The 26,500-nt window shown below is 67.1% G+C and carries 28 protein-coding genes; 14 read left to right on the forward strand and 14 right to left on the reverse strand.

What is annotated here, in order from left to right; genetic code table 11:
- Positions 1 to 6 precede the first annotated feature (6 nt).
- Positions 7 to 714, reverse strand: coding sequence for a tyrosine-protein phosphatase (locus AC1DNC_RS10865; RefSeq protein ID WP_476862546.1), 708 nt, complete (start codon positions 712 to 714; stop codon positions 7 to 9).
- A complete protein-coding gene (locus AC1DNC_RS10870; RefSeq protein ID WP_476862547.1) occupies positions 707 to 1,345 on the reverse strand; it encodes a GNAT family N-acetyltransferase in 639 nt (212 codons plus the stop codon). Before AC1DNC_RS10870 ends, AC1DNC_RS10865 begins: the two co-directional genes overlap by 8 nt.
- 97 nt (positions 1,346 to 1,442) lie before the next feature.
- Between AC1DNC_RS10870 and AC1DNC_RS10875 the strand changes: the two genes are divergently transcribed.
- Entirely contained in the window at positions 1,443 to 1,883 is a 441-nt protein-coding gene (locus AC1DNC_RS10875) for an SRPBCC family protein (RefSeq protein ID WP_476862548.1), read from the forward strand.
- A gap of 34 nt (positions 1,884 to 1,917) precedes the next feature.
- Here the strand turns inward: AC1DNC_RS10875 and AC1DNC_RS10880 are convergent, their stop codons facing one another.
- The 4 genes from AC1DNC_RS10880 to AC1DNC_RS10895 all read right to left on the reverse strand — a co-directional run bounded on the left by AC1DNC_RS10880 (position 1,918) and on the right by AC1DNC_RS10895 (position 5,624).
- A complete protein-coding gene (locus AC1DNC_RS10880) occupies positions 1,918 to 2,805 on the reverse strand; it encodes a 3-hydroxyacyl-CoA dehydrogenase family protein (RefSeq protein WP_476862549.1) in 888 nt (295 codons plus the stop codon).
- A 2-nt stretch (positions 2,806 to 2,807) separates the two neighbouring features.
- The gene (locus AC1DNC_RS10885; RefSeq protein WP_476862550.1) at positions 2,808 to 3,620 is read right to left on the reverse strand and encodes an enoyl-CoA hydratase/isomerase family protein; all 813 of its coding nucleotides are present in this window, start codon (positions 3,618 to 3,620) and stop codon (positions 2,808 to 2,810) included.
- Complete coding sequence (locus tag AC1DNC_RS10890; RefSeq protein ID WP_476862551.1) at positions 3,620 to 4,831, reverse strand: thiolase family protein; 1,212 nt, start codon at positions 4,829 to 4,831, stop codon at positions 3,620 to 3,622. Before AC1DNC_RS10890 ends, AC1DNC_RS10885 begins: the two co-directional genes overlap by 1 nt.
- A gap of 124 nt (positions 4,832 to 4,955) precedes the next feature.
- Complete coding sequence (locus AC1DNC_RS10895; RefSeq protein WP_476862552.1) at positions 4,956 to 5,624, reverse strand: pentapeptide repeat-containing protein; 669 nt, start codon at positions 5,622 to 5,624, stop codon at positions 4,956 to 4,958.
- 207 nt (positions 5,625 to 5,831) lie between these two features.
- Between AC1DNC_RS10895 and AC1DNC_RS10900 the strand changes: the two genes are divergently transcribed.
- Positions 5,832 to 6,008 carry a CsbD family protein gene (locus AC1DNC_RS10900; protein WP_476862553.1) on the forward strand — a complete coding sequence of 59 codons (177 nt, stop codon included), beginning with the start codon at positions 5,832 to 5,834 and terminating at the stop codon, positions 6,006 to 6,008.
- Between the two features lie 123 nt (positions 6,009 to 6,131).
- Positions 6,132 to 6,896 carry a dienelactone hydrolase family protein gene (locus tag AC1DNC_RS10905; RefSeq protein WP_476862554.1) on the forward strand — a complete coding sequence of 255 codons (765 nt, stop codon included), beginning with the start codon at positions 6,132 to 6,134 and terminating at the stop codon, positions 6,894 to 6,896.
- 48 nt (positions 6,897 to 6,944) lie between these two features.
- Here AC1DNC_RS10905 and AC1DNC_RS10910 read toward each other — a convergent pair whose 3' ends face one another.
- Positions 6,945 to 8,363, reverse strand: a complete 1,419-nt coding sequence (locus tag AC1DNC_RS10910; protein ID WP_476862555.1) for an amino acid permease — start codon at positions 8,361 to 8,363, stop codon at positions 6,945 to 6,947.
- Between the two features lie 576 nt (positions 8,364 to 8,939).
- On the opposite strand from AC1DNC_RS10910, the gene AC1DNC_RS10915 reads away from it, so the two are divergent.
- From AC1DNC_RS10915 to AC1DNC_RS10925, 3 genes are all read left to right on the forward strand, one after another.
- On the forward strand, positions 8,940 to 9,197 hold the full coding sequence (locus tag AC1DNC_RS10915; RefSeq protein WP_476862556.1) for a hypothetical protein: 258 nt from the start codon (positions 8,940 to 8,942) through the stop codon (positions 9,195 to 9,197).
- Positions 9,194 to 10,921, forward strand: coding sequence for a hypothetical protein (locus tag AC1DNC_RS10920; protein WP_476862557.1), 1,728 nt, complete (start codon positions 9,194 to 9,196; stop codon positions 10,919 to 10,921). Before AC1DNC_RS10915 ends, AC1DNC_RS10920 begins: the two co-directional genes overlap by 4 nt.
- Positions 10,922 to 11,011: 90 nt before the next feature.
- The gene (locus AC1DNC_RS10925; protein ID WP_476862558.1) at positions 11,012 to 11,761 is read left to right on the forward strand and encodes a lysostaphin resistance A-like protein; all 750 of its coding nucleotides are present in this window, start codon (positions 11,012 to 11,014) and stop codon (positions 11,759 to 11,761) included.
- Here the strand turns inward: AC1DNC_RS10925 and AC1DNC_RS10930 are convergent.
- Positions 11,718 to 13,091, reverse strand: coding sequence for a hypothetical protein (locus AC1DNC_RS10930; RefSeq protein ID WP_476862559.1), 1,374 nt, complete (start codon positions 13,089 to 13,091; stop codon positions 11,718 to 11,720). The two genes, AC1DNC_RS10925 and AC1DNC_RS10930, sit on opposite strands and share 44 nt — an antisense overlap.
- Before the next feature lie 111 nt (positions 13,092 to 13,202).
- Between AC1DNC_RS10930 and AC1DNC_RS10935 the strand changes: the two genes are divergently transcribed.
- From AC1DNC_RS10935 to AC1DNC_RS10950, 4 genes are read left to right on the forward strand one after another with little or no spacing between them, the layout of a single operon-like run.
- Positions 13,203 to 13,643, forward strand: coding sequence for a VOC family protein (locus AC1DNC_RS10935; RefSeq protein ID WP_476862560.1), 441 nt, complete (start codon positions 13,203 to 13,205; stop codon positions 13,641 to 13,643).
- A 21-nt stretch (positions 13,644 to 13,664) separates the two neighbouring features.
- The gene (locus tag AC1DNC_RS10940; RefSeq protein WP_476862561.1) at positions 13,665 to 14,618 is read left to right on the forward strand and encodes a 1,4-dihydroxy-2-naphthoyl-CoA synthase; all 954 of its coding nucleotides are present in this window, start codon (positions 13,665 to 13,667) and stop codon (positions 14,616 to 14,618) included.
- Between the two features lie 10 nt (positions 14,619 to 14,628).
- Positions 14,629 to 15,792, forward strand: coding sequence for an AMP-binding protein (locus tag AC1DNC_RS10945; RefSeq protein WP_476862562.1), 1,164 nt, complete (start codon positions 14,629 to 14,631; stop codon positions 15,790 to 15,792).
- A 58-nt stretch (positions 15,793 to 15,850) separates the two neighbouring features.
- A complete protein-coding gene (locus AC1DNC_RS10950) occupies positions 15,851 to 16,732 on the forward strand; it encodes a 1,4-dihydroxy-2-naphthoate polyprenyltransferase (RefSeq protein WP_476862563.1) in 882 nt (293 codons plus the stop codon).
- Positions 16,733 to 16,913: 181 nt separating this feature from the next.
- Here the strand turns inward: AC1DNC_RS10950 and AC1DNC_RS10955 are convergent, their stop codons facing one another.
- Entirely contained in the window at positions 16,914 to 17,222 is a 309-nt protein-coding gene (locus AC1DNC_RS10955) for a DUF4229 domain-containing protein (RefSeq protein WP_476862564.1), read from the reverse strand.
- Positions 17,223 to 17,391: 169 nt separating this feature from the next.
- Between AC1DNC_RS10955 and AC1DNC_RS10960 the strand changes: the two genes are divergently transcribed.
- Together AC1DNC_RS10960 and AC1DNC_RS10965 are read left to right on the forward strand one after the other, a co-directional pair.
- Entirely contained in the window at positions 17,392 to 17,814 is a 423-nt protein-coding gene (locus AC1DNC_RS10960; RefSeq protein ID WP_476862565.1) for a PLD nuclease N-terminal domain-containing protein, read from the forward strand.
- Between the two features lie 638 nt (positions 17,815 to 18,452).
- A complete protein-coding gene (locus AC1DNC_RS10965; protein WP_476862566.1) occupies positions 18,453 to 19,127 on the forward strand; it encodes a hypothetical protein in 675 nt (224 codons plus the stop codon).
- 554 nt (positions 19,128 to 19,681) lie between these two features.
- Here the strand turns inward: AC1DNC_RS10965 and ccsB are convergent.
- The 5 genes from ccsB to AC1DNC_RS10990 are packed head-to-tail and all read right to left on the reverse strand — an operon-like array spanning position 19,682 to position 24,647.
- A complete protein-coding gene (gene ccsB, locus AC1DNC_RS10970) occupies positions 19,682 to 20,782 on the reverse strand; it encodes a c-type cytochrome biogenesis protein CcsB (protein ID WP_476862567.1) in 1,101 nt (366 codons plus the stop codon).
- Positions 20,782 to 22,602 carry a cytochrome c biogenesis protein ResB gene (gene resB / locus AC1DNC_RS10975; protein WP_476862568.1) on the reverse strand — a complete coding sequence of 607 codons (1,821 nt, stop codon included), beginning with the start codon at positions 22,600 to 22,602 and terminating at the stop codon, positions 20,782 to 20,784. The genes ccsB and resB overlap by 1 nt, the downstream gene beginning before the upstream one ends.
- Positions 22,602 to 23,357 (reverse strand): cytochrome c biogenesis CcdA family protein, encoded by a 756-nt coding sequence (locus tag AC1DNC_RS10980; protein ID WP_476862569.1) that lies wholly within the window; start codon positions 23,355 to 23,357, stop codon positions 22,602 to 22,604. Before AC1DNC_RS10980 ends, resB begins: the two co-directional genes overlap by 1 nt.
- Before the next feature lie 10 nt (positions 23,358 to 23,367).
- Positions 23,368 to 23,979: a TlpA family protein disulfide reductase gene (locus tag AC1DNC_RS10985; RefSeq protein ID WP_476862570.1), complete on the reverse strand. Its 612-nt coding sequence runs from the start codon at positions 23,977 to 23,979 to the stop codon at positions 23,368 to 23,370.
- A 2-nt stretch (positions 23,980 to 23,981) separates the two neighbouring features.
- Positions 23,982 to 24,647, reverse strand: coding sequence for a histidine phosphatase family protein (locus AC1DNC_RS10990; protein WP_476862571.1), 666 nt, complete (start codon positions 24,645 to 24,647; stop codon positions 23,982 to 23,984).
- Positions 24,648 to 24,861: 214 nt separating this feature from the next.
- On the opposite strand from AC1DNC_RS10990, the gene AC1DNC_RS10995 reads away from it, so the two are divergent.
- Both AC1DNC_RS10995 and AC1DNC_RS11000 read left to right on the forward strand, forming a co-directional pair.
- Positions 24,862 to 25,410 (forward strand): YceI family protein, encoded by a 549-nt coding sequence (locus AC1DNC_RS10995; protein WP_138768379.1) that lies wholly within the window; start codon positions 24,862 to 24,864, stop codon positions 25,408 to 25,410.
- 269 nt (positions 25,411 to 25,679) lie between these two features.
- The gene (locus tag AC1DNC_RS11000; RefSeq protein ID WP_476862572.1) at positions 25,680 to 26,324 is read left to right on the forward strand and encodes a hypothetical protein; all 645 of its coding nucleotides are present in this window, start codon (positions 25,680 to 25,682) and stop codon (positions 26,322 to 26,324) included.
- Positions 26,325 to 26,500: the final 176 nt, after the last annotated feature.

Genomic DNA, 26,500 nt, shown 5'->3' on the forward strand with positions numbered 1-26,500 from the left:
GTTACTCTAGTGCCCCAATTTGCCCCGAACGGCAGTCAGCTCAGGAACCGTTACCCCATTGTGGCCCAAAAATTCGGCAGTTTTTACCTCGCGCACAAAGCGGAGCAGGCTTTCCTGTCGTGCCTTGACCAGCGGCTCGAGGACGTCCTCGGGCAGGTAACGCTCATGCGGATGCGGGGTGGCGGACACCCGGTGGTGTTCGTTGATGCCCCGCATGGCCCGCGCGTAGGCCAGGGCAATGGCGTCCTCACCGGCTCCGGCGAGGTCCTGGAGCATGGCCGCGATCATGCCGCTGCGGTCCCGTCCGGCCGAACAATGGATTATGACGCCGCCGGGAGCTGCCGCTACAGCTTTGAACACCGCCGCGAGCTTCCCGGGGAAGATCCTGGCGTTGTCCGGGTAGGACACCGGGTTGTTCAGGTACGGCACACAGAGCGCGCGGAATTCGGCGTTGCTGGGGTCCTCGGTGGGCGAATGCACAATGTCGAACGCCGCCAGGGTCTCCTGGTCCACGCCGGGATCGGTGTCGCGGCGGCGGATCTCGTCCGGGTTGCGGAGGTCGATCACGGTCCGGACGCCGGCGTCGTAGGCCTGCTGCCAGCCGGTCTCGGTGAGCCATTCGCGGCGCCCCATCCGGTACACGCTTCCCGCAATGTGCCAGGCGTTGACAGCCCCGTCCCAGTTCACGGCCCCGCACTCCGGCAGGCTACCCACGGGGTCCCTGCTTCCGCTGCTTGGCCAGCCGGAACTCCAGGCCGCTTCGCACCATCGGCCATTCATGTTCCAGGATGGAGAACACCACGGTGTCGCGCAGCTCGCCGTCGGCCGTGCGGGTGTGACTGCGAAGTACGCCGTCCTGCTTGGCGCCGAGCCGGGCGATCGCCTCGCGGGATTGGTGGTTGAGCCAGTGCGTGCGGAATTCCACGGCCGGGCAGCCGAGTGTTTCGAAGGCATGCCGGAGCAGCAGGAGCTTGGAGTCCGGGTTGCTGCCGCTGCCCTGCGCCGACGCGGCGTTCCAGGTGGAACCGATCTCCACCCGGGGTGTGGCGGCGTCGATGTTCATGTAGGTGGTCATGCCGATCACCTTGCCCCGACCGCCCGTGGCCGGGTCGAGCAACCGGGTGGTGAACGGCAGCATCGAGCCGGCCTCCTGCAGGGCCAGCCGCCGGTCGATCTCGGCCGCCATCGCCTTCGGAGCCGGGACCGAGGTGTACCAAAGCTTCCAGAGCTCCCCGTCCCGGACCGCCTCCACCAGGCCGTCGTGGTGGGCATGGCTCAGCGGCTCCAGCACCACGTGCTGGCCGGTGAGCGTGATGGGTTCAATGCGCGGCGGGGTGGTAGTCACTGCACCATCCTAGGCACGCGGGCGGCCGCGGGGCGCGGCCTGGGGGGGCCGGTCGCGGGTCACCCTGGGGGCTGGACGCCGCGGGTAGGCTGGGCCCATGATCACAGTCACCGGTACGGTCCGCACGCCGCTGGAGGCCGGCCGGGCCTTCGACTACCTCTCAGCCTTCGAGCACACCCCCGAATGGGACCCCGGCACCCCGGTGGTCAAGAAGCTCACGGACGGGCCCGTCGCCGTGGGCCACCGCTACCACGCAGAGGCGGAGTTCCGCGGCAAACGGCAGGCGCTGACCTACGAAGTGGTCGAACTGGCCGGATCCGTGATCAAGCTGCGCGGCGAAAACAAGAGCGTCGTTTCCGTCGACACCATCGAGGTCCGGCCGGCGGGATCCGGCAGCGAGGTCCGCTACACCGCGGAATTCCAGCTGAAGGGCTGGCGGAAGGTCGCCGAACCATTCGCCAGGCCCGCCTTCCAGTCCTTGGCTGACCCCGCGATGAACGGCATGAAGCGGACGCTGGACTCGCTAGCCGCGCACTAGGAAGCGCGCGGCACCCGTCCCGTCCGGGAACGGCTCAGGCGGTCCAGTCGAAGAATCCCTTGCCGGTCTTGCGTCCCAGTTCGCCGCGGGCCACCTTGTCCCGGAGGATCTGCGGCGGCGCGAAGCGCTCCCCCAGCGTGGACGCCAGGTACTCGGCGATGCCGAGCCGGACGTCGAGGCCGACGATGTCCGTGGTGCGCAGCGGGCCGGTGGGGTGCTTGTAGCCCAGGACCATGGCGTTATCGATGTCTTCGGGCGAGGCGACGCCCTCCTCCACCATGCGCATCGCTTCGAGGGCGATCGCGACGCCCAGCCGCGAGGAGGCGAAGCCCGGGGCATCGTTGACGACGACGGCGGTCTTGCCGAGCGCGCCGACCCAGCCGCGGGCCGCGGCGGCAAGCGTTTCAGAGGTCTGTTCGCCGAGGACGACCTCGATCAGCGTGGATGCGGGGACCGGGTTGAAGAAGTGCAGGCCCAGGAAGTTCTGCGGACGCTTCAGCTCGCGGGCCAGCCCGTTGACCGAAAGCGAGGAGGTGTTGGAGGCGAGGTAGGCGTCCGCGGCGAGCCGTTCCTCGATCCCTTGCAGCGAGGCGACCTTCAGGTCCCAGTCCTCGGGTACGGCCTCGATCACGAGCTGCCGGTCCCGGAAATCGTCGTAGTCCACGGTGACGGAGAGCCGGGAGACCATTTCGTCGAGGTTGGCGTCGGAGGCGCCGCGTTCAATGCTCTTGGCCGCCGCGGACTCCACGCGTTCGCGGGCCGCCTCGGCGGATTCCTCATCGCGTTCGACGACGAGGACGTTGGCGCCGTTGACCAGAAAGGCGTGCGCGATGCCGGCGCCCATCCGGCCGCCGCCGAGCACTCCCACGGAGTGGGGAAGAACGCTCTGGGGAAGGCCCTCGGGGTGTGCGGAATTGCTCATGGTTACTTGGTCCCGTCTTGCTGGTCTGAATTCTTGGCTGGCTTTTTGTCTTTTTTCTTGTCCAGGAAAGCCTGCATGCGGTCGAACTTCGCCTGCGACTCGAAGAGAATGCCCTGAGCCAGCTGGTCGATCAGCGGGTGCGCCTCGGCGGGGGCATGGAACACGGACTTGGTGATCCGCACCGCCAGCGGGTCCTGCTGCGCGATCCGGTCGGCGAGCGCGTGCGCGCCGTCCATCAGTTCTGCGGGTTCGTGAATCTCGGTGATGAGCCCGACGGCGAGGGCCCGCTCGGCGCGGAGGACTGCTCCGGCCAGGAGCATGTCCTTAGCCACGGGCTCCCCCACCAGCTCCTTTAGGCGCCAGCTGGCCCCGGCGGCGGCGAGGATGCCGAGGCCGGTTTCGGGGTTGCCGATCCTGACCCCGGGCGTGCCGATCCGGAAGTCTGCCGCGTAGGCCAGCTCGGCGCCGCCGCCCAGGCAGAAACCGTCGAGCGCCGCGATGACCGGCATCGGCAGCTTGGCGATCCGGACGAAGATGGTGGAGTTGATGCCCTGCAGGGCGTCGTCGCGACGGCGTTCGCGCAGCTGGGCGATGTCGGCGCCGGAGGCGAACACCCCTTCCGCGCCGGTGAGGATCAGCACCTTGGGGGTCTGCTCGAGGTGGGCGCAGACGCTGTGGAGTTCGTCGACCATCTGCTGGTCGATTGCGTTGCGGACCTCCGGACGGTTGAGCTGCACCACCAGCCGGTCCTCGCGCTCCTCGACCAGGAGCGTCCCGAAGCCTGCGGCGTTCAGGCCGCCCAGCCCGGCCGCCACTAGACGCGCTCCAGCAGCATGGCCGTGCCCTGGCCGACGCCGATGCACATGGTGGCGAGGCCGATCTTGGCGTCCTCGCGTTCCATCCGGCCCAGCAGGGTGATGGCGATCCGGGAGCCGGACGAGCCGAGCGGGTGCCCCAGGGAGATCGCGCCGCCGTCGCGGTTGACGATCTCCGGGTCGAGCCCAAGCCGGCGCATGCTGGCCAGCGACTGGGTGGCGAAAGCTTCGTTGAGTTCGACGGCGCCGAGGTCGCCGACGCTGAGCCCGGTGCGCTTGAGGACCTTCTGGGTCGCCGGGACCGGGCCGATGCCCATGATCTCGGGCTCGCAGCCGGCGGAGGCGCCGTCGATGATGCGCGCCCGGGGGGTGAGGCCGAGCTTCTGGATTGCCGATTCGGAGGCGATGATGATCGCGGAGGCGCCGTCGTTGAGGGTCGAGGAGTTGCCGGCGGTGACGACGGAGCCGCCCGCCACGACGGGGCGCAGCCCGGCGAGCACGTCCATGGTGGTGCCGGACCGCGGGCCTTCGTCGGTGTCCACGATCGTCTCGCCCTTGCGGGTCTTGACGGTCACGGGGACGATCTCGTCGGCGAAGCGTCCGGCGGCGATCGCGTCCAGTGCACGCTCGTGCGAACGGACGGCGAACGCGTCGGCGTCCTCGCGGGAAATACCGTCCACCCGGGCTACTTCCTCTGCCGTCTCGGGCATGGAGTAGGTCATTTTGCCGTCCCGGGAGAGTTCGCCCTTTTGGAACAGCGGGTTGGCGAAGCGCCAGCCGATCGAGGTGTCGAAGATCTGGCCCGGCTTGGCGAAGGCGGTCTGCGGCTTCTCCTGCACCCAGGGCGCGCGGCTCATGGATTCAACGCCGCCGGCAATGACGATGTCCGCGGCGCCGGACTTGATCATCTGGCTGGCCATGATGATGGCGCTGAGGCCGGAGGCGCAGAGCCGGTTGACGGTGATGCCGGGGATGTGGAGCGGGAGTCCGGCCAGGATGGTGGCCATCCTGGCTACGTTGCGGTTTTCCTCCCCGGCCCCGTTGGCGTTGCCGAGGATGACCTCGTCGATGGCGTCCGGGTCCACTCCGGCGCGGGCCACGGCTTCGCGGACCACCAGCGCCGCAAGGTCATCGGGCCGGACCGCCGAAAGGGCGCCGCCGTAGCGCCCCACCGGAGTGCGGGCACCGCCAACAAGAAAAGCCTCGACCATGAGAACATCCTTCACCAAGGGAGCAGGGCCGGCAGCAGAGTAAATTACCGACCGTTCGTTCTATAAAGATTACACAACGGGTCAAGGGGGTCAACCGGACGGCCCCGGATGACGCGGCCGGAAGTCAGGCCACGGTGATGCCCAGGTGCCCTGCCAGCAGCGGGGCCAGCAGGGTGAGCTGGTACTCGTCGACAACAAGGCCCGCGAGGCTGCCGAGGCCGCTGAGGGACCGGAACTCCGTGCCGCGAAGGTCGAAGTCCTTCAGCCGGGCACCGGTGAGGTCCAAACTTCCGATGGTGCAGTTCCTCAGGGCCATGCGGGTGGCCGTGCAGGAGCCAAGGTCCAGCTCGTTGATGATGCAGTCGCTGATCTGCGCGTCCACCAGCTTGGAGCCGCGGAGGTTGACGTAGTCCAGCTTCCCGCCGTCGATCCGCACCGACTGCCAGCCGCTCTCGTAGAGCTCGGCGGACCCCCAGCGGGGGTTGCGGATCTCGACGTCGCGCAGGCTTGAGCGCGCGGCGGTGAGTACCGGGGCGTAGACCTCCGCCAGGCGGCAGTCGCGGAAGCTGGCACCGCGCAGCTGGGTCTCGTTGAAGGATGCGCCGTTGAACTCGCACTCCGCGAAATCCGTGCCGCTGAGCTCCAGCCCGTCCGCGGCCGCGCGGCTGTAGCGGATGCCGTCGTAGCGCTCTCCGCGCCGGAAATCGGGGGCGGGATCCTCCGTGAGTTCGGTCAGCCGGACCGGGGCGAGGCGCGGCGCAGTGACTTTGGGCGCGCGCTGGGGCATGGCCATCACAGCGGCACCGCCTCGTTCGCGGCCCCGGCGGGGGCGGTGTTGGACTCCATGACTAGAGCCTAGCCGCGCCCGGGAAACCTCCGGGAAAACCTTCAGCCGGGGCCGGGCCGATTGATTCGGCAAAGGACTTGAAATAGTAAGCATGCTTCGTGTTATGGTGAAACTGCGTTGAATTTCAACCGGAAACGAAAGGTGGAGCACACCATGGGTATCGGAGACAAGATTCAGAACGAAGCGGAGCACCTCGGCGGCAAGGCCAAGGAAGCTACCGGAAACGCCACGGACAATGACCGCCTGAAGGCCGAAGGCCAGAAGGATCAGGTCGTCGCCGACGCAAAGAAGGTCGGCGAGAACGTCAAGGACGCGGTCAACCGCGACTAATCCTCGACATCGAAGGCGTCGGACATTCCTTTGGGGGATGTCCGGCGCCGTTTTTTGTGCCCGGATGGAAGACTGTCCGAACATGGCACCAGCGTGACCCGGCAGTACGACACAGGAGCGAAGATGGCCAGCAACGCCCCCGAGGGGAAACAAACCCCGGATCTGCACAATGTCGACCTCAGCAAGGCCAGCATCGCCGCCGGCGGATCGCCGCGGCTGCTCGGCTACCTGGCGGAGCCGGAGGGCGAGGGGCCCTTCCCCGCCGTGCTGATGATCCACGAAGCCTTTGGCCTGGATGAAATCACCGTCCGGCACGCGCAGCGGATGGCGGCGGCCGGCTACCTGACCCTGGCGGTGGACCTGTTCAGCGACGGCGGCACCCGGCGCTGCCTCGTTTCGACCATGCGGTCCCTGGCCGCCGGGCAGGGCCGGGCGTTCACCGACCTCGCGACGGCCAGGCAGTGGCTCCTGGACTCGGACCGCACCACGGGAAAGATCGGCGTTATCGGTTTCTGCATGGGCGGCGGCTTCGCCCTACTGCTGGCCAATGACGGCTTCGACGCCGCGGCGGTGAACTACGGCAGGCTGCCGAAGGACCCGGAAACCGCGCTGGCGGGTGCCTGCCCGATCGTTGCCAACTTTGGTGCGAAGGACCGCAGCCTGCGCGGTACGCCGGCCCGGCTCACGTCCGTCCTCGAGGGCCTCGGCGTCGAGCACGATGTCAAGGAATTCGCGACCGCCGGCCACTCTTTCCTAAACGACGCGGAGATCGGGCCAAAGGCGCTGCGTCCGCTGTTCCGGGTGATGGGCGTGGGCCCGGATCCGCAGTCGGCGCCGGAAGCCTGGCGCCGGATCGAGGACCATTTCGCCCGGCATTTGAAGGGCTGAACCTCGTCGATTGCTCCAAGGACGCCGTTTTGAGGCCTCAAAACGGCGCTAACGGAGCAATCGATGGGTCCGGGACAGACGACGGCGGCGGCCACCTGTGCAAGGTGGCCCCCCCCAGACCTCGCCGGACTTGCTGGTCATGGTGTCGAAACCGATCAGCACCGTGATGGCCAGCAGTGCCACGAGTCCGGCCCAGCTGGTCCACGGCGACCCCGGCATCGGCAGGGAGGAAGCGTTGCCCTTGGTCTTGCGCAGTGCGATCTGGCTGGCGAAGATCGAGCCCCAGGTGAAGATGACGCCGATCGAGGCGGTGTTCAGCGCCAGGTCGAAGGCGTGCGAACCGCCCAGCCAGATGTTGAGCAGGATGCCGACCAGGTAGACCGAGCCGATCGCCAGGATCGCGGCGTAGGGCACGTGGCTCTTGGACATCCGGGTCAGCCACTGCGGGGCATGCCCGTTGTTGGCCATGGTGCGGAAGATCCGTCCGATCGAGTACAGGCCCGAGTTGCAGGAGGACAGCGCGGCGGTAATGACGATCATGTTCATGACGTCGCCCATCCACGGCAGGCCCATCTGGCCGAAAACGGTGACGAACGGGGAGGTGCCGGCCTTGTACTGGTCCGAGGGAAGCAGCATGGCCAGCAGGGTCACCGAGCCGACGTAGAACACCACGATGCGGATCACGACGGCGCGGATCGCCTTGGGGACCTCCTTGGCCGGGTCCTCCATCTCGCCGGCGGTGATGCCGACGAGTTCGATGGCGTTGTAGGCGAAGATCACGGCGTTCAGCACGAGGATCATCACCAGGGCACCCTTGGGGAACATGCCTCCGTCGGCCGCGAAGAGGTTGTTCACGGAGGCGTGGCCGGCGCCGACCTTGGCGTTGGTGACCACCATGAAGGTGCCGACGGCCAGGAAGATCAGGATCGCGGCGACCTTGAGGACCGAGGCCCAGAACTCGAATTCACCGAAGGCCTTGACGCTCAGCAGATTCACGCCGACAAGGAGCAGCAACGCCGCGATGGCGGTCAGCTCCACCGGCACGTTGGGGAAGAAGAACTGGAAGTACAGCCCGATCGCGATCAGCTCGGCGATGCCGGTCATGGCCCAGTTGATGAAGTACATCCACCCGGACAGGTAGGCGCCCTTCCGGCCGAACATCTCGCCCGCGTAGCTGACGAATGAACCGGACGTCTGGCGGTACATGATCAGCTCGCCCAGGGCCCGCATCAGCAGGTAGGCGATGACGCCGGCGATGGCGTAGGAGAAGATCAGGGCGGGGCCGGTGGAGGCCAGGCGCCCGCCGGCGCCCATGAAGAGGCCGACGCCGATTGCGCCGCCCATGGCGATCATGGTGACCTGGCGGCCGTTCAGGGACTTCTTGTAGCCCTCGGCGCTGAGGGTCGAGTCGACGACGGCGGATTGCGCCGGCGCGCTCTTAACATCTGTGGAAGTACTTTGTGGCACAACTGTTCCTTGTAGGTCGGGGTGTTGGCGGGACGGACATCGGCTCCGGGAGCACAAATTCGACCGAATCCTGCCCTTTGCCCGGGGAAACGGGCAGGGGCGAAGGCCGAAACTCTCAACGGGTTGCAGCGTCGCGCGGCACGTCCATACTACTAGCTTTCAGCGCCGCGCCGTGACGCGGGCTACACCGGCTGGTGCGCCCAAACCGCCCGCCAGGGGGCAGGAAACCGCAATTAAAACCGTGTTTTGCCGCAAAGTCGCTGGTCAGGCGGCAGTTTCCATTACTCTAAGCACACCGGCCGGGACTTGCTCCCGGCCGTGACGCCTGCAACATCACTGCAGGCCACGGCGGTACGCCGTGAGTCAGGGGGGACTATGAAACAGAGAGCGCTACTGCCCGCAGTGCTGCTTCTCGCACTAGCGGGGTGCTCGAGCGCCGGTTCCGGTCCGGCCGGGCCCAGCCAAAGCCGCACCGCAGCACCATCAGCAACAGCAACGCCATCGGCATCAGCATCGCCGGCGCCGGACACCTCCGCGCCCGCCGATGTTTCCACTTCGCTGAACGCACCCGACGCCTTGCGGCAGCCCGTCTGCCGCGCGACGGCCGGCGGGTCGTGGTCCTTCACGGGGACCCTCGTCAACAGCAGCGACAAGAGCAAGGTGTTCACCGTGGCGATCGCGGTCACCTCGGGCCCTGCGGTGGCAGGGCACACGATCATCACCAAAACCGTCGCTGCAGGCCAGTCGGCCCAGATCACAGCCACGAACTTTGCCAAGACCAACGACAGTGCCGGGACCTGCACGCCGGTCGTCTCCGTAGAGGATGCGAAATGAAAAAACTACTTCTCGTCACCGCGGTGGTCTTCGGCTTGGCCGCCCCGCTGGGGGTTGGACCGGCCTTCGCCGAGACGGCGCCGGAGGTCACTTCCAGCCCGACAGCGACTCCCACCGACACTGCGGTGCCGACCGAGTCGGCGTCGGCCCCCGCAGATCCCAGCCCGGAAATCACAGTGAGCCCTGCGGTGACGGTGGAACCCACCGTTGAGCCGACGGCTCCGGTTGTGACGCCGAGTCCGACTCCGACGCCGACTCCGACTCCTACCCAGGAACCGACGCCCGCGCCCTTCGTGGTCGAGGGAGCCATCCAGGCGAAGTGGACCGAACTGAAGGGTGCAGCCGGTCCCCTTGGCGCGGCGACCGCCAACCAGGTGTGCTCTCTGGGAGTCTGCAGCCAAGCGTTTGTGGGCGGATCCGTGTTCTGGACCGCCGCCACCGGCGCCCACGCGGTCCTGCGGACAGCCGGCCACGCCGGCCCCCGCTGGCACGTCCAGGGCGGCCCGGAGCTCTACGGCTACCCGGTCACGGACGAGACAGCCGTCTCCGGCGGAACGATCCAGAAGTTCTCCAGCGGCCGGTACCTCGCGTGGACCACGAAGGGTATCCAGCAGATTTGGTCGCGGGGCGGCATTGGAGGCCTGTGGCGCGCCATGGGTGAGGTGAACGGGCTCGGCCTGCCGGTCTCCGCCGAGGTCTGCGGGCTGACGGCCCGGGGCTGCTCGCAGTTCTTTGTCAACGGAGCCGTGTTCTGGTCGCCGAAGACCGCAGCCCAGGTAATCAAGGGAACGCTTTACACCCGGTGGAAAGCGGCACGCGGGGAAGCCGGCGTCATGGGCTATCCCACCGGCGCGAGAATCTGCGCCCAGGCGGGCGGCGGATGCCTGCAGCGTTTCCAGGGCGGAACCGTTTACTGGTCCTCGACGACCGGTTCATGGATCTCGCGCGGCGGCATCGGCGCCCGGTACGTCACCGCCGGCGCCACCCGGAGCAGCCTGGGATATCCCCTGGCGAACGAAAAATGCGCCAGCGGGCAGTGCATCCAGGCCTTCCAGCGCGGGTTCATCGGCTGGGCAGGCCGAGCGGGCGCCCGGGTGTACGGAATGACGGAGTGCCAGAACCTCAACAACGGCAAGTCCAAGTACCCCACCTACGGAGCAAACCGTGTCCTGCTCACCTGGACGCAGGGTTACGGGCTGAACCACGCAACCAACCTGTACTGCATGAAGGTCGCCGGAACGTATGTGCCGGACTGGCGGACTGACGGTTATGTCGGCAAATCCGGGTTCAAGGCACCGGGAGTGCCGTCCGGCCCCACCCGGAACCTGTTCTCCCCCACGGGCTCGTTCTCCGTGACCGAGGCCTTCGGCCTGGGCAACCCGGGAACGAAGCTTTCCTACCGGACGCTGAACCCCCGTTCGCGCTGGGGCGGCAACCCCTGGACGGCCACGTACAACAAGTACCACGAGTCCTCCTCCTGGGTGGGCTGGGATGAGAACATGTGGTGGTTCGCCAGCCTGGGCTACTACCGCCAGGGCGTGGTGATCAACTACAACCGGCCGAAGATTGTCCAGGATGCAGGCTTCGCCATCTTCCTGCACATGAAGAAAATCCCGACGGCCGGCTGCATCTCGCTGGATGACTGGGCTGTGGTCGACTACATCCGCAAGTCCACCCCGGGAGACCGGATCATCATGGGCACCTACAAGTCGCTGTTCCGGTAGGAACACGAAGATCAGCAACGGCAGCTAACGCCCGGCGCCCTCGGCCCGGGCGTTAGCTGTGTCCGCGCAGCGGCGGACTAGGCTGGGGTTATGGGCACAGCTCTCCGTCAACCACCCCCGCCGCGTCCGGAACTGTATGCCTTCTCCCGGCTGGACTACTTCACGGCGGGAATCTACGTGGCAGTGGCCGCCTTATTCGCCGTCGCCTCGGGGCTGCTGGCACCGCTGGTGCTGCAGCTCTCGCCCAATCCGGCGGTGGCGTCCTACGCCGTGAACCTGGCCTTCTATACGGTGATCGGTTTACTCGCGCTGGCAGCCGCCCGCCAGGTCGCCCGCCGGGACCTGCGCGTGCTGGCCACCAGGCCCTGGTTCACCCTGCTGATGGTGCCGCTGGCGGTTGTGGCTGCGATGATCCTGACCGCCGTCCTGGTGGCCGTCAGCGGCCCTCCGCAGACCTCCGCGAACCAGGCCGGCCTGCAGGCCATCATGCAGCAGGTGCCCGCCTGGCTGATGGTTCCCCTGCTCGTGGTGGTGGGGCCCTTTGTGGAGGAGTACATGTTCCGCCACCTACTGATCGGCAAACTGAGCCGGAAGCTGAACCTCTGGCTCTGCTGTGCGCTCTCCGTGGTGCTGTTCGCGGCCCTGCACATCGTCGGCCAGGAGTCCCTGACGCTGCCGGTGCTGATGCCATATCTCGCCATGGGCGCTACCTTGGTGTTTGTCTACGTCTGGACCGGCAAGAACGTGATGTTCTCCTACTTTGTCCATGCCGCGAAGAACCTGCTGGCTGTCATCTTCATCTACGCCATCCCGCCGGAGATCCTGGAGCAAGTTCAGTAGCTCCCGCGCGGAGGGGGCCACCGCGGTGTAGGCCTTTACGGGTCCGGAGGGAGTCGCGCAGCTCGGGCAGCCCGAATTCGCTGAGCAGGGCAAAGTAGGCCAATGCGTGAGCATGATTGGAGGCAAAGCGGTGCTCTGGGTCCATGTCCAACATCATGGAGCGCACCTTGTCGTCGAATGGATCAAAGAGGAGTGGAACCAACCTGTCCGCCTCCCAAAAATCGCGTGCGGACAGCACCAAGGTACTGAGTTCGTTGAAGGTCACATCGACCCGGGCCAAATAGGCGAAGCACGGCTGCCAGCGTTGGGTATCCAGGAAGACGCCGGTCCGTTGCAGCGAGATGACACGCGCCAACGACCCCACGTCGTTTCCCAGCGCCATCTCCTCCTTCAGCCCGCGAAGCGCAGCGACGTCAGGATTTAGCAGGTTCGCGGCGTCCACGTCCGTCGGCAAAACGCCTTCCGCCACAAAATGGACAGACGCTCGAGTTTCTGCACCGTCGCCGTCGAAATCGCTTGCTACGAACGTTCGGCCGCGCACTCCCAACACCATGTAGTCATCCTTTGTCACGACGACGACGCCGCATCCCAATTTCGCCGGGGAGGGAAGCCCGCTGAGATCTTCGAGCCGGGTTGGCCGCTTGTTCCAGCGTTCCCGCAGGGTCTGCTCGGGACCGCCGATGGCAGCCTTTTCCTCCGCAGTGAGATGCCGGTCCAACGATGCGCTCGTCGATGCCCAGACGAAGTAACTGGTCTTCCTCGGTACCAGCTCGTACACCGTTTCGCTTAGGGCACGGGAGCGTACGGTCTTCACCACTCCTGCATTGACGATGTCGATCGCTTCGTCGTCAGTGAACACCACGGACTCAGCCGCCGCCTTGCGAACCAGGTCCTGCAGTCGTCCATCCCTCAGCGCTGGCCATTCCTCCGGAACGCGCTGCTCCCGGTCGTCAAGAGGGGCAAACTCGAAGCGCACATGCGTTGACAGCGGGTCGCTCCCCATCGATGCCACCGGGATGATGCCGGGGATTGACATCTCACCCAGAACAAGGGCCCGCCCGTGTTCGGCTTGCCGTCGAAGGGCGGCGAGAACTCTGTCACGACGACGGCGGCGTATCCGGGCGGATAACGCATAGAACGTGATGATGAGAGCCGTGGCGGCGTTGACAGCCGCGCCGAGAGCTGCCGAGCCGAGTTGGCCCATGAATCCTAGGAAGCGTCCGTCGTCGGACGGCTCGCCCATGGCCAGAAGGAACCACGATGCCGCCAGCAGCACCATGACCAGCAGCAGCCACAATCCCGCCGTCCTCAAATTCGTCTTGAACAACACGCCCCCATAACTTCCTGTGCAGATCCGCAAAAACCCGAGTCTACGCTCGAGGATCTTGCGATCAGCCGCGAACGCCTAGCGCCGCGGACTCCGTCGTCGTAGGTTTCTCCCATGGCACTGAACATCCAGATCGCAGTTGACTGCATCGATCCGCACGGCCTCGCCGATTGGTGGGCCGAAACCCTCGACTGGGCCGTGGAGCCGCAGGACGAGGACTTCATCCGCTCCATGATCGAACAGGGCTTCGCAACCGACGCGGAGACCAAGCTGCACCACGGGAAGCTGGTCTGGCGGACCGGCGCCGCCATCCGGCCGCCGGAGGACCTCGAGGCCAAACCGCCCACCCGGCGGATCCTGTTCCAAAGCGCGGCGGAGCCGAAAAGCGTCAAGAACCGCATCCACTGGGACGTAAACCTGGCCGGCGCGGACAAGGACGAGGTCCGGGCCACCCTCGAGGCCCGGGGCGCCACGTTCCTCTGGACTGCCAACGAGGGCCCGCATTCCTGGCACACCATGGCGGACCCGGAAGGCAACGAGTTCTGCATCAGCTGAGCCGATTACTAGACTCGGACTGTGAGCAACGAAATCCCCGCCAAGGTGTCCGACGTCTTTGACCCCACCCGCTGGCGCACCGTAACCGGCTTCGACGACTTCCAGGACATGACCTACCACCGGCAGGTGGAGCGCGCCGCGGATGGCACCGTGGTCCGCGACCTCCCCGCCGTCCGGATCGCCTTCAACCGTCCGGAGGTGCGCAATGCGTTTCGGCCCGGCACGGTGGACGAGCTGTACCGCGCCATGGATCACGCCCGGATGACCCCGGATGTTGCCACCGTCCTGCTCACCGGCAACGGCCCGTCCGCCAAGGACGGTGGGCACTCCTTCTGCTCCGGCGGAGACCAGCGGATCCGCGGCCGCGACGGGTACCGCTATGCGGATGGCGAAACGAAGGAGACCATCGACCCCGCTCGCGCCGGCCGGCTGCACATCCTCGAGGTCCAGCGGCTGATGCGGACCATGCCCAAGGTGGTCATCGCCGTCGTCAACGGCTGGGCAGCCGGCGGCGGCCACTCGCTGCACGTCGTCTCCGACCTCACCATCGCTTCCCGGCAACACGGAAAGTTCAAGCAGACGGACGCGACCGTGGGCAGTTTCGACGCCGGCTACGGCTCGGCGCTGCTGGCCCGCCAGATTGGCCAGAAGGCCGCCCGCGAAATTTTCTTCCTGGCGCGCGAATATTCCGCCGAGGACATGGTCCGGATGGGCGCCGTGAACGAGGCCGTGGACCACGAACGGCTCGAGGAGGTGGCGCTGGAGTACGCCGCGGACATCGCCCGGCAGTCCCCGCAGGCCATCCGCATGCTCAAATTCGCCTTCAACCTCGCCGACGACGGCCTGGCCGGCCAGCAGGTCTTCGCCGGTGAGGCCACTCGCTTGGCGTACATGACGGACGAGGCGGTGGAGGGCAAGGAGGCCTTCCTGGAGAAGCGTGATCCGGACTGGTCCCAGTTCCCGTACTACTTCTAAGGGAACCGCCATGACTTCCGGAGCGGTGAACATCGAGCCCGCCCTCGCAGCCCTCGCGGCCGCCCTCCGAGGGGAGGGACCCGCCGTCGAACTCTCCGCCGGCCCGGACGGCTCCCCCGTCGTCGGGCTGGTGGAAACGCCCGGCTTCGAGGACGCCGCCGTCGTGGTCCGGACCTCCGGCTCCACCGGCGTGCCCAAGGCCACGGTCCTGACCGTGGACGCCCTGGCCGCCTCCTCGATGGCAACGGCCATGGCACTCAAGGGCGAAGGCCAGTGGCTGCTGGCCCTGCCGGTGCAGTTTGTGGCCGGGGTCCAAGTGCTGGTCCGGTCTCTCTTCGCCGGCACCCGGCCGTGGGCGATGGACCTCTCTGGCGGTTTCACCCCGGAGGCCTTCACTTCCGCGGCCCGCGAACTCACGGACAAGATCCGTTTCACTTCCCTGGTTCCCACGCAGTTGCAGCGGCTGCTGGAGGAGCCCTCGGCGGAAACACTGGCAGTCCTCCGGCGCTTCAACGCAGTCCTGCTGGGCGGCGCCCCGGCGTCGGCGGAGCTGCTCTCCGCGGCCCGCGAGGCCGGCGTCCGGGTGGTCACCACCTACGGCTCCGCCGAGACCTGCGGCGGCTGCGTGTACGACGGCGTCCCGCTGGAGGGCGTCGAGGTCAGCATCGCCGCGGACGGCCGGATCCTGCTCGGCGGCGCCACCATTGCGGCCGGGTACCTCGACGAGCCCGGGCTCACGGATGCCGCGTTTACGGAGGCCGACGGGACGCGCTGGTACCGCACCAACGACTTGGGCGCGCTGTCGGCGGACGGAGTCCTTGCCGTGCTCGGGCGCGCCGACGACGTCGTCATCACCGGCGGCGTCAAGGTCTCCGCCGCGCATGTGCAGGCAGAGCTGGAGAAGCTCGACGGCGTCCGGGCGGCCTTCGTGGCGGGTGTCCCCTCCGCCGAGTGGGGCCAGTCGCTGGCGGCCTACGTCGTCCTGGCCGACGACTCTCCGGAGGCGGCGGATGACCTCGCAGCGCGCTTGGCTGCAGGCGACGCCCCGGGGTTGGCGGGGGCGCTGGTCCCTAAAACCCTGCTCACCGCCGCGGAACTGCTGATGCTTCCGAACGGAAAACCGGACCGGCTGGGCATGACAGTTCGGCTGGACGCCCACCATCAGGGAAAATAGAAAAGCTTCACGCACGTCTCTTCACCAGATCAACACCCAAACCAACGAGGTACTGAACGTGGCCACAGCCGCACAATGGATCCAAGGCGCCCGACTGCGCACCCTGCCAGCCGCGATCGCGCCGGTCCTGATCGGGTCCGCAGCCGCCTATGAGATGAACGCGTTCCGGCCCGTCAACGCCCTGTTGGCCGCCATGGTGGCCTTGCTGCTCCAGATTGGCGTGAACTTCGCCAACGACTACTCGGACGGCATCCGCGGCACCGACGAGGACAGGGTGGGCCCGCTCCGCCTGGTGGGTTCCGGGCTCGCGGAGCCTGAGCACGTCAAGCGCGCTGCCTTCGCGGCGTTTGGCCTGGCAATGCTGTTCGGACTGGTGCTGGTCATCATCACGCAGGCTTGGTGGCTCATCCTCGTGGGTGTGGGCTGCGTTCTCGCTGCCTGGGGCTACACCGGGGGCAAGAATCCCTACGGCTACCTTGGCCTGGGCGACCTGTTCGTCTTTGTGTTCTTCGGGCTCGTCGCCACGCTGGGCACCACCTACACGCAGGCCGGCCAGCTCAGCCTCGCGGCCATCATCGGCGCGATCGGCACTGGCCTCATCGCCTGCGCCCTGCTCATGGCCAACAACGTGCGGGACATCCCCACCGACCGCGTCGCCGGGAAAAAGACACTGGCTGTCCGGCTTGGAGACAAGCACGCCCGCGAAAGCTACGTGCTGATGCTCGCCGTCGCGATCCTGCTGGTGATTGTGCTGGCGCCCGGGCGGCCGTGGATGCTGATCGTGCTGCTGCTGATCCCGGCAATCCTGATGCCGTCCTGGCTGATGATCGCGGGCCGGCGCCGCAAGAGCCTGATCCCGGTGCTGAAGCAGACGGGGCTGATCAACCTGGGCTACGCCGTGCTGTTCTCGCTCGGCCTGGTGCTGAGCCGCGGGTTCTAGGGGCGTTCGGGGGGGGTCTGGGGGCGCCTTCGGGGCACTCTGGGGGCTAGGGGCGCTCTGGGATCTTCTGAGGGAAACTCTTAGTGCCCTCTGCGAGCCTGGGCCGGTCGCTCTGGGGGCACCTGCGCGTTAGGCTTTCGTAGACTGGTGCAGCCCCGCCTCAGTCGGGTTACCGCAGGTGCTAGGAGTCCTTGGGCCGGCTGTCGGTGCGTACGGTGACGTCGGGGTGCTCGTCCACCAGGCGGTCCTCAACGGCGGCGTCCTCGACCTCCCCCGCGCTGCGCAGCGGCTTGGCCTTGCCGGAGAAACGCTGGTGGATCGAGGCGGTGGCCGCGTCGCGCTGCTTTTGGAAGAACAGGAAGCTGATCGCGAAGGCCATCATCCCGGCGCAGAGCGCGGCCAGCAGCCAGCCGAGCTGCAAGTAGACGAACAGGGCGAACAACGGCACGAACAGCACCAAGCGGATCAGGGAGTATTTCAGGAAAGCCACACTCCCAGTTTAGCCGTCCGGGCCCGTCACAGGCGCCGGTGGCCGGGTAGCCGGGTGGTGGCGGTGCGCGAAGATAGCGCGGGTGGGTAGGTTCAGGGCCGGCCGCCCGGCGGTTGCTCGGCGTCGGCCCCCCGGCGCCGGAAGCTCGCGCGGAGGCTAAACTGAAGCTATGCTCCGTGTCGTGGTACCAATCGTTGTACTGGTCGTCTTTGTCTACGGACTGATCGACCTCATCCGGACTGACCCACGCCTGACCAAGGGCATTTCCAAGCCGGCCTGGATCGTGGTGCAGATCCTTCTCCCGGTGATCGGCGCGGTTCTCTGGTTCCTCATCGGCCGGCCCCGCGGCGAGGCCGCAGCAGCCCCGTCCAGCTACCGCCACCCCACCGCCCCGGACGACGATCCGGACTTCCTCCGCAATCTGGAGCTGCGCCGGCGCAACCAGGCGGAGGCCGACCGGCTGAAGAAGCTGAAGGACGAACTGGACGCCAAGGAGCGCGAACTAGGGGACGCAGGCGACCACCGCGGCCCGGGATCCGGCGAAGCCCACGGCAGCGGAGACCCCACGCAGGGCACCGACGAGGTCAAGTAGCTCCGGCTCCGCCGCTCTAAAGACACCCGAGGGGCCGCCAAGCACGTTGCTTGGCGGCCCCTGCGCTTTCACGCCCAGCCCAGCCTGCCGATTTCATAGCTCCCGCCACGCTTCCCTCGTACCGCGGCCTTCCCTCCAGCTCGCGCCATTCGCCACAGATGGCCGGTATGGCCGCCCGCCTGGGGCCATCTGTGGGCGAACCGCCGTCGCCTGTTGGCCGTCCCTGCGCCGGGCCCCTGGCGCCCACTAGTCCTCCACATCCTCCCTGTCCTGTGGATAACGCCCGACCCTGCTCGTACCGGGCGCAGACTTTCCATATGCGCCATCCCAGCGAGCTCCCACCGAGGCTTCGAAGCACGCCATTTACGCTCGCGGAGGCCCGAGCGGCGGGACTGAGCCGGCGTCGGACACGCTCCCGCGATCTTGTCAGCCCCTGCCACGGAGTACGCGCCGCCGCCACGACGCCGCGCACCCTACTGGCACGCGTGCATGCCTTGGCTGCTGTGACGTACGCGGTGGTGAGCCATGCAACCGCTGCCCTGCTCTGGGGCTTTCCCCTCCCGGCGGCTGTGGCGGACCTCGACGTCGTTCATCTAACCAGCCGGCCGGGCAATCGGGCTGTGCGTCGAAAGAATGTCGTGGGCCATCAACGGTGGCTTGAACCCGAAGAGATCGTGGCCGGTTCTAGGGTCCATTGCACATCACCGCTGCGGACCTGGTTCGACCTGGCCAGCATGCTTAGCCTCGACGACCTGGTGATTGCCGGCGACTTCCTGCTGCAGCGGAGGCATCCCCTGGCCACGCTCGACGAGCTCGACGCGTACCTCAGCGGACGGAAGGGAAGGCCGGGTTACCCAAAGGCCATGCGGGCCAGGGCGCTGCTCCGCGCTGGCACGGACTCCCCCAAGGAGACCGAGCTCCGCCTGCTCCTTGTCCGCCACGGCCTGCCCGAGCCGGCCATCAACGTTCCGATGTTCGATGCCACCGGCGGCTGGATCCAAGACCCCGATCTTTCATACGAACAGGAACGCGTCGCAATACAGTACGACGGCGGCCACCATGCCACTCCGGCGCAGCGTCGCAGTGACATCTTCCGGGACGAGAGCGCGCGGGATGCCGGGTGGCGGGTAGTCGTGCTGACCCAGTGGGATCTGACCCCCCTCGGTCCGGGCATGGAGCCAACGGCTGTCACTAGGGTGCGGGCCGCGTTGATGGAGCGAGGCTGGGCGCCCGATCGCAGACGGAAGCCGAAGCGGTCCGGCCGCACCTTCGGCTCCGATCTGACGCAAACGGCCGCTAACCGGGCGGGATAGCGGCCATCTGTGGCGAATGGACGGTTCACGTGGAAGGCGTAGCGGCCGTCTGTGGCGAATCGCGGGGTACGGGCCACGTTGGAGCGACTGGGTTGGAGGCCAAATGCGGAGGGAAGCCGAACCCCCTACGCACCCACCCCGACACCCCGGTACCCAGCCGATCGGGCTGTAACTCCGGTGCCATCAAGCCTGGCCGACGCCGTCGTCGCCACCCATCTGATACAAATGGCCGCTAACCGGGCGGCTTAGCGGCCATCTGTGGCGAATGGATGCTTCCCGCGGAGCGCGTAGATCGCTGGCGCGACGGGGTTGGAGGCCAGGTGGAGAAGTAAGCCTGGCTCCAATTCGCAGCCACCCCGACGCCCCCGTGCCCAGCAATTCGAGGTACAACTCCAGTGCCATCGAGCCTCGCCGACGCCGTCGTCGCCACCCATCCGACGCAAATGGCCGCTAACGGGGCACGTTAGCGGCCATCTGTGGCGAACCGAGCACTCGGCCGCAGCGACTCAAACCGATTCTGCACCCCTCGTCGCCGAAGCGCAGGAACTGAGCGTCTACAGCCCCGAGTAGGAGTGCAGTCCGTTGAAGAACTGGTTGACGATGGTGAAGTTGAAGACCACGCACAGGTAGCCCACGATCGAGAGCCAGGCCGCGCGTGTACCGGTCCAGCCGCGGGTGGCCCGGGCGTGCAGGTAGCCGGCGTAAACCACCCAGATTACGAAGGTCCAGACTTCCTTGGTGTCCCAGCCCCAGAACCGGCCCCAGGCCTTCTCCGCCCAGATCGCGCCGAACATCAACGTGAAAGTCCACCCGACAAAAGCAATCGCGTTGATGCGGTAGGACAGGTTCTCCAGGCTCAGGGCGTTGGGAACGAGGCGCATGAAGCCGAGCTTGTCGGCGCCACCGGCGGCAACGGTCTTCTGCCGGTGCGACTGGACCAGCTGCAGCGCGGACATCGCGAAGGTCAGCGTGAAGAGGGCCGAGGACAGCACCGCGATGGAAACGTGGATGATCAGCCAGTAGCTCTGCAGCGCGGGCACGAGGTGTCCCACGGGCGTCCAGAACGCGACGGACGCGGCGACCAGCATGATGATGGCCAGGCCGATCACGAAGGTGCCGAGGAAGCGCAGGTCGCGGCGGATCAGCACCAGCAGGAAGACCGCAACGGCCACGAATGCGCCGGTGGTCAGGAACTCGTACATGTTGCCCCACGGCACCCGGCCCGCGCCGAGCGCACGTGTGATGACGCCGGCGGCGTGGATGGCGGCACCCAGCACCGCGAGGGCGACGGCGACCCGCGCCGGAACGCGGCGCTCAGCGCCGTAGCGCATACCGCCGTCGGCCGTCAGGCCAGCCCCGCTGCCCTGGCTGCCGGAGACCGACGACGTCGGGCGCTCGGCCCGGCCGACCGGCCCGGCCACCTCGGAGTCGGCGCGGTCCACGGAGGCCGAAGAGGCCCCGACACCGGCACCCACCGGAACGCGGGCTGCCTCGGCGCCGGAGAGTTCCGCTGCTTTCTGGTCCACCGCGCGCAGGGTCTTGCTGCTCTTGGCCAGGTCCCAGGCGAAGGCGATGAACGCCACCGTGTAGGTGCCGGCCGCGAGCAGCATGAAGAGCTCGCTGTATTGGCCCATGGTTTCGTTGATGGGGAACATTACTGATCCTTCTTTGACTCAGGAGAGCCTGCTGTGGACTGGATGAAGTCTGTTGCGGGTTGTTCCGAGGAGGCGTCCGTGCCGGTGTCGGCGCCGGTGTCCGCCCGGCCATTATCCGCCGTCGCGCTGGGAGCAGGCTGGGAATCCTCCCCCGGTTCGTCCAGCGGCCAGGCTGCCGAGAGCAGGGCGCGGATGGCGGCGGCTTCGCCGGCCAGGCGGTGGTCCTCGCCGCGGGCCAGCAGTCCGTACTCCACCATGGTGCGGCCGTCCGCGTGGGTACCGGTGCGAACCCAGACACGGCGGCGGTTCACGTACAGCGAGGTGACCAGGCCGGCGACGGCGAGCAGCGCGAAGAACAGCGCGTAGCCCTGGCCGGGGTTGTGGTGGATATCAACGCCAACGTAGCGCTTGACGCCGTCGAAGCTGATGGTGCCCTTGCCGTTGGGCAGGGTGTGCGTGGTTCCCGGGGTCAGCACGATGCCCTTGGTGGGCAGGTTGCGGGCGTTCAGCGGCGTCAGTTTCTTCACGTCGAGCTCGAACACGTTCTGCGGAGAGCCGCTGTCCAGTCCGAGGTCGCCGTAGTACGAGTTCAGCGTCAGCTGCGGATTGAACAGTTCCGGATCGCCGCTGAAGGAAACGCCTTCCTTGGTGATGAACGCGGTGGGCAGGAAGAAGCCGGCGAAGGCGAGCTGCTCGGGCTTGGCGTCGGGAACCTTGATGACCACCGAGGAGTAGTAGTTGTCGCCCTGCAGCTTGGCCACCACCGGGCCCTGCATGGCGATGTTGCCGGCGCCGTCCCGCACCGTGACCACCGGGGCGTAGCCGTTGCCGGTCAGGTAGATGCTGGTTCCGCCCAGGCTGAGCGGGTCGTTGACCTTCAGCACTTCCTTCTTGGCAGGCGCGCCCGGGTTCTCCTTCGTGGTCACATCGGCCTGGAAATCGATGGGCTGGCCGAACTTGCCCTTCGATTCGCGGTCAAAGGTGATGTGGAACTTGTCCAGCTGGATGGAGTAGGGCTCCAGCTGGCTGCTCTGGAAATTGGTGCCCGGGCTGAACTGGTCGTAGCCCACGAGGGTGTTCACGAAGGTGTCCCCCTCGACCAGGATCCGCTGGCCGCTGTAGCCGAACAGGCCGCCGGCCGCGACGGATACCAGCACGCCGATCAGGGCCGTGTGGAAGACGAGGTTGCCCACCTCCCGGAGGAAGCCGCGTTCCGCGCCGAGCGAGGGCCGTTCGCCGTCGCGGTCCCGCACGTCGACGCGGTAACCGCGTTTCTTCAGCAGGGCGGCGGCGTCGTCGATGGCCCGCGACGCCGGGATGCCGGCGTCGGCGGGTACCACCAGGGTGCCGTACTCGGGCAGCCGGGACAGCCGCGCCGGGGTGCGAGGGGGCTGGGAGCGCATCGCCTTGTAGTGCACGATGGCGCGCGGCACCACGCAGCCGATCAGCGAGGTGAACAGCAGGATATAGATGGCGGAGAACCACGCCGAGGAGTAGACATCGTAGAGCTGCAGCGAGTCCAGGATCTTGCCGTAATCCGGGTGGTCCTTGATGTACTGGGTCACCACGGCGGGGTTCGCGGGCCGCTGCGGGAACAGCGAACCGGGAACGGCGGCGACGGCGAGCAGGAGCAGCAGGAACAGCGCGGTGCGCATGCTGGTCAGCTGCGTCCACGCCCAGCGGAGCATGCCCACCGGTCCGAGCGACGGCAGTACAGCGTCAGCCTTGGCGGCGGAAACAGCGGTGTCGACGGAGCCGCTGCCTGCCTCGGGCGTGCCGGGGGACGGGGATTTCTTCTCTACGTTCACTCGCTCGCTCATCAGATCGGCAATTTCACATCGGTTTGGAACCAGTACTGCAGCCCGGAGACCCAGGCCCCCCAGACCCCGCTGGCCATCAGCACGCCCAGGACGATCAGGATCCCGCCGCCGGTGCGCTGGATGGCGAGCCGGTGCTTGCGGAAGAAGGAGAGCACCCCGATGCCGCGGCGGACGGCCAGGGCGATCAACAGGAACGGGATGCCCAGCCCAAGGCTATACACGAACGCCAGGAGGGCGCCCTTCGCCGCGGACGATCCGCCGGACAAGCTCAGCAGCTGGACCGCCGAATAGGTCGGGCCGATGCAGGGCGCCCAGCCAAGGCCGAAGGTGATGCCCAGTAAAGGCGCACCCCAAAGCCCGGCGGGTGGCTTCGCGTGGATCTTCGCATCGCGCTGCAGCCAGCCGAAGCCGCCCATGAACACGATGCCCATCACAATCACCACGACGCCGAGTACCTGGGTGATCCAGGCGTTCTGCGACCCGGTGATCAGCGTTCCCAGCTGGCCGAAGGCCCCGCCGAGGAGGACGAAAATCACCGAGAAGCCGAGGACGAACAACCCGATCCCGGCCAGCATTCGGCCCCGCTTCTGCTTCTGCAGGTCGACGCCGGTCAGGCCCGTCACATAGCCGAGGTAGCCCGGCACCAACGGCAGCACGCAGGGCGAGAGGAAGGACACGAGTCCCGCCAGCAGCGCCACCGGAATGGCGAGCAGCAGCGAACCGTTCAGGATGGCTTCGGCGAAGGGGCTGTTCATGGCGCGTGCCCTACTCGGCCACGGCGGCTGCGATGAGGGACTTGAGGGTGCCCTTCTGGATCTCGCCGAGCACGCGGGCGGAGACCCGGCCCTGCTTGTCGAGCACCAGCGTGGTGGGAACCGCGCCGGGCGGAACCAGCCCGGAAACGGCCAGCAGCACCGCGCCGTCCTTGTCGTTGAAGCTCGGGTACGTCAGGTTGAAGGTCTTGTCGAACGCTTCCGCGGTGGGTTTCTCATCGCGCAGGTTGACGCCGAAGAACTGGACGCCTTGGCTCTTGAATTCCTGGTGCAGGGCTTCCAGCGACGGCGCCTCCACCCGGCAGGGCGCGCACGCGGCGAACCAGAAGTTGAGCACGGTCACCTTGCCTTGGAACTGCGACGCCGTGACGGTGGTGCCGTCGAACAGGGTCCCCTTGCTCTCCACCGGCTTTTTCCGGTCGGCAGCGGCGAACTCGGTCACCGAGCCATCGCCGGCGACGTAGTTCTTGTTATCCCCCGCCTTGGCCTGCTTGGCGAGGTCGTCTTCCTGCGCGCAGCCGGTGAGCCCCAGAATGGCGGCCAAGGCCGCACCGCCGGCGGTGAGGGCACTGCGCCGGGACAACCCCGCATCGTTTCCGAACATGCTCAAGCCCCCGGGGTGCTGGACGCACCGGGCAGGAGGACGGCGGCAGGCTCGCTGTAGTCGACGCGAAGAAGCGTCCCGTCCTCGTTGAATACGAGGGAAGTCACGGAGGTGAGTGTGCATTCGCGCTTGCGCGGATCGTGCCATAACGGCCGGCCCTCTGCACTGAGCCGGGTGGCCCAGATGGGCAGCTGGTGGCTGACCAGGATCGCCTCGGCGCCGTCGCCACCGAGCTCAAGGGCACGGAGCCGCGCATCCTGCACCGCGGCGGTCACACGCGCGGCCTGCTCCTTGTACGGCTCGCCCCAGGACGGCCGGAGCGGGTTTCGCAGCATCGGCCAGTGCTTGGGCTTGAAGATCTCGCCCTTGGAGACCTGCAACCCCTGGAAGTAGTTGGCGGCCTCGATAATCCGCTCCTCGGTGGCGATCTCGAGGCCGAGGGCCTCGGAGATCGGCTGCGCCGTTTCCTGCGCGCGGGTCAACGGCGAAGCCGCGAGGTGAACGATTTTAGCCCCCTGCGCGGCCCGATCGCTGAAGTGCCCGGCAAGCATCCGGGCCATCTCTCGGCCCAGTTCGGAGAGGTGGAACTCAGGCAGCCTGCCGTACAGGACGCCTTCGGGATTGTGGACCTCGCCGTGGCGGAGCAAGTGAACAGTGGCTTGGGGCATGTGTACCAGTTTCTCAAAGGGCAGGGGCAATGACGAAATCTTCTACGAGAGGTAGAACTGAAACTTTTTCCGAAATGTTCCCCGGGTGCGGAATAAAAGATGCAAATGCATGTTTATACTGGGTGAAGCAGTTAGTTGAGACTTCAACCAATGAAGTTCCGGCCGACGATCAGATGACCTTCCGCACGACCCACCCGACTCAAGGAGAACCACCATGGCACTTCCCGCAAACCTCACCACCGGCACCTGGACCCTCGACTCCTCGCACAGCGAGATCGGCTTCACCGTCCGCCACGCGGGCATCAGCAAGGTCCGCGGCCAGTTCAAGGAAGCCGACGCAACCCTGGACCTCGCCGAGAACGTCGCCGACTCCAAGGTGAACGCCACCATCAAGACCGCGAGCTTCGATTCCGGCGACGCCAACCGCGACGGCCACGTCCGCGGCGAAGACTTCTTCGACGTCGAGAAGTTCCCGGAGATCTCCTTCGTTTCCAACGCCATCGTCCCCAAGGGCGACGCCTACGAACTGCAGGGCGACCTGACCATCAAGGGTGTCACCCGCCCGGTGGCGCTGGAAACCGAGCTCAACGGCGTTGCCGTTGACCCGTTCGGCAACACCCGCGCCGGCCTGACCGCCGAGACCACGATCAGCCGCAAGGACTTCGGCCTGACCTGGAACGCCGTCCTCGAGGCCGGCGGCGTGCTGGTCAGCGACAAGGTTGCCATCAACCTCGAACTGGCTTTCATCGCCCCCGCAGCGTAGTACCTCTCCGTCCCGAGCGACGGACGGAGCCGGCCCAGCGCCGGCACCCCTCCAGACACCCCGCGCCATTCCCGGATGGCGCGGGGTGTCTGGCTTTCCAGGGTCCGGCCCCGGGGCCAGCCAGGAGTCTGACCCAGGGTCCGCGCAGGGGTGCGCTGGGCGCGTTGAACAAGGGCGCCTGGGCGCGTTGAACAGGGGCGCCCAGCAGCCTCGCGTCCGGCTCCGGCGCCGGCTAGGAAGCACCGATTCAGCGGTCTAAAGTGAAATCCATGAGTACTACCGGCGACGTCCCCGAGCCAGATCAGCCAGGCGCCAATCCGCAGGGACCGGGCAACGTCCCGCCGGCCGGACCAGGCCCCGAGGGCCCAGCGTCGCAGGGACAGCCCGGGGTGCCGGGCCACCCAGGCGCCCCCGGACAGCCGGGCCGCCTCGGCGGATTCCGGCTCGAGTGGCCGGCCGACCGGCCCCAAAACTTTCGAGGCACCCTGCCCGTGGGCGGCTACTCCGGGATATTCAGCGTCCCGGCCATGCCGATGGAGCTGAAGGCCTCTTACTGGGTCTGGGTCATTGGCGGGTTGCTGGGCTTGCTCGCAGGGGTGATCGGCGTCTTTGGCGCCCTGGTGCTCTTTGTGGTTTCGCCGCCGTCGGGCATCCTGCTGCTCTTGCTGGTACTGGTGGCGGTTGGCTTGGCCGCCGCGCAGGTAACGCTGGCAATGAAGATGAAGGAGGGCTGGGAGTGGGCCCGCTTCGCGCTGACCATTGCCGCCGGAGTCAGCCTGGTGCTGGCGTTGGCCAGCATCGGCGTCGCTGGCGGCGGCAGTTGGCCCGGCTTCGCCATCAGCCTGCTGGCGACCGTGCTGATGTGGCTGCCAAAGTCGCAGGCCTGGTTCGACGCAGCCAAGGGCCGCATCTGACGTTCATTTGCACGGAGCGGCGCCATGCCGCCCAAGGTCCGGAAGCCCGGGCTGCGCGGTCACGGCGACCCCGAAAATGCCCCTCAGAATCCCTCTGCGGAATGACCCAAACGGGCGCAGGCGCGGGGTACGGTGTAGTTAAACCACGCTGGGGGCAGGGTTATAGACACTGGTCC

The sequence above is a fragment of the Arthrobacter sp. 01N442 genome, from assembly GCF_056399345.1.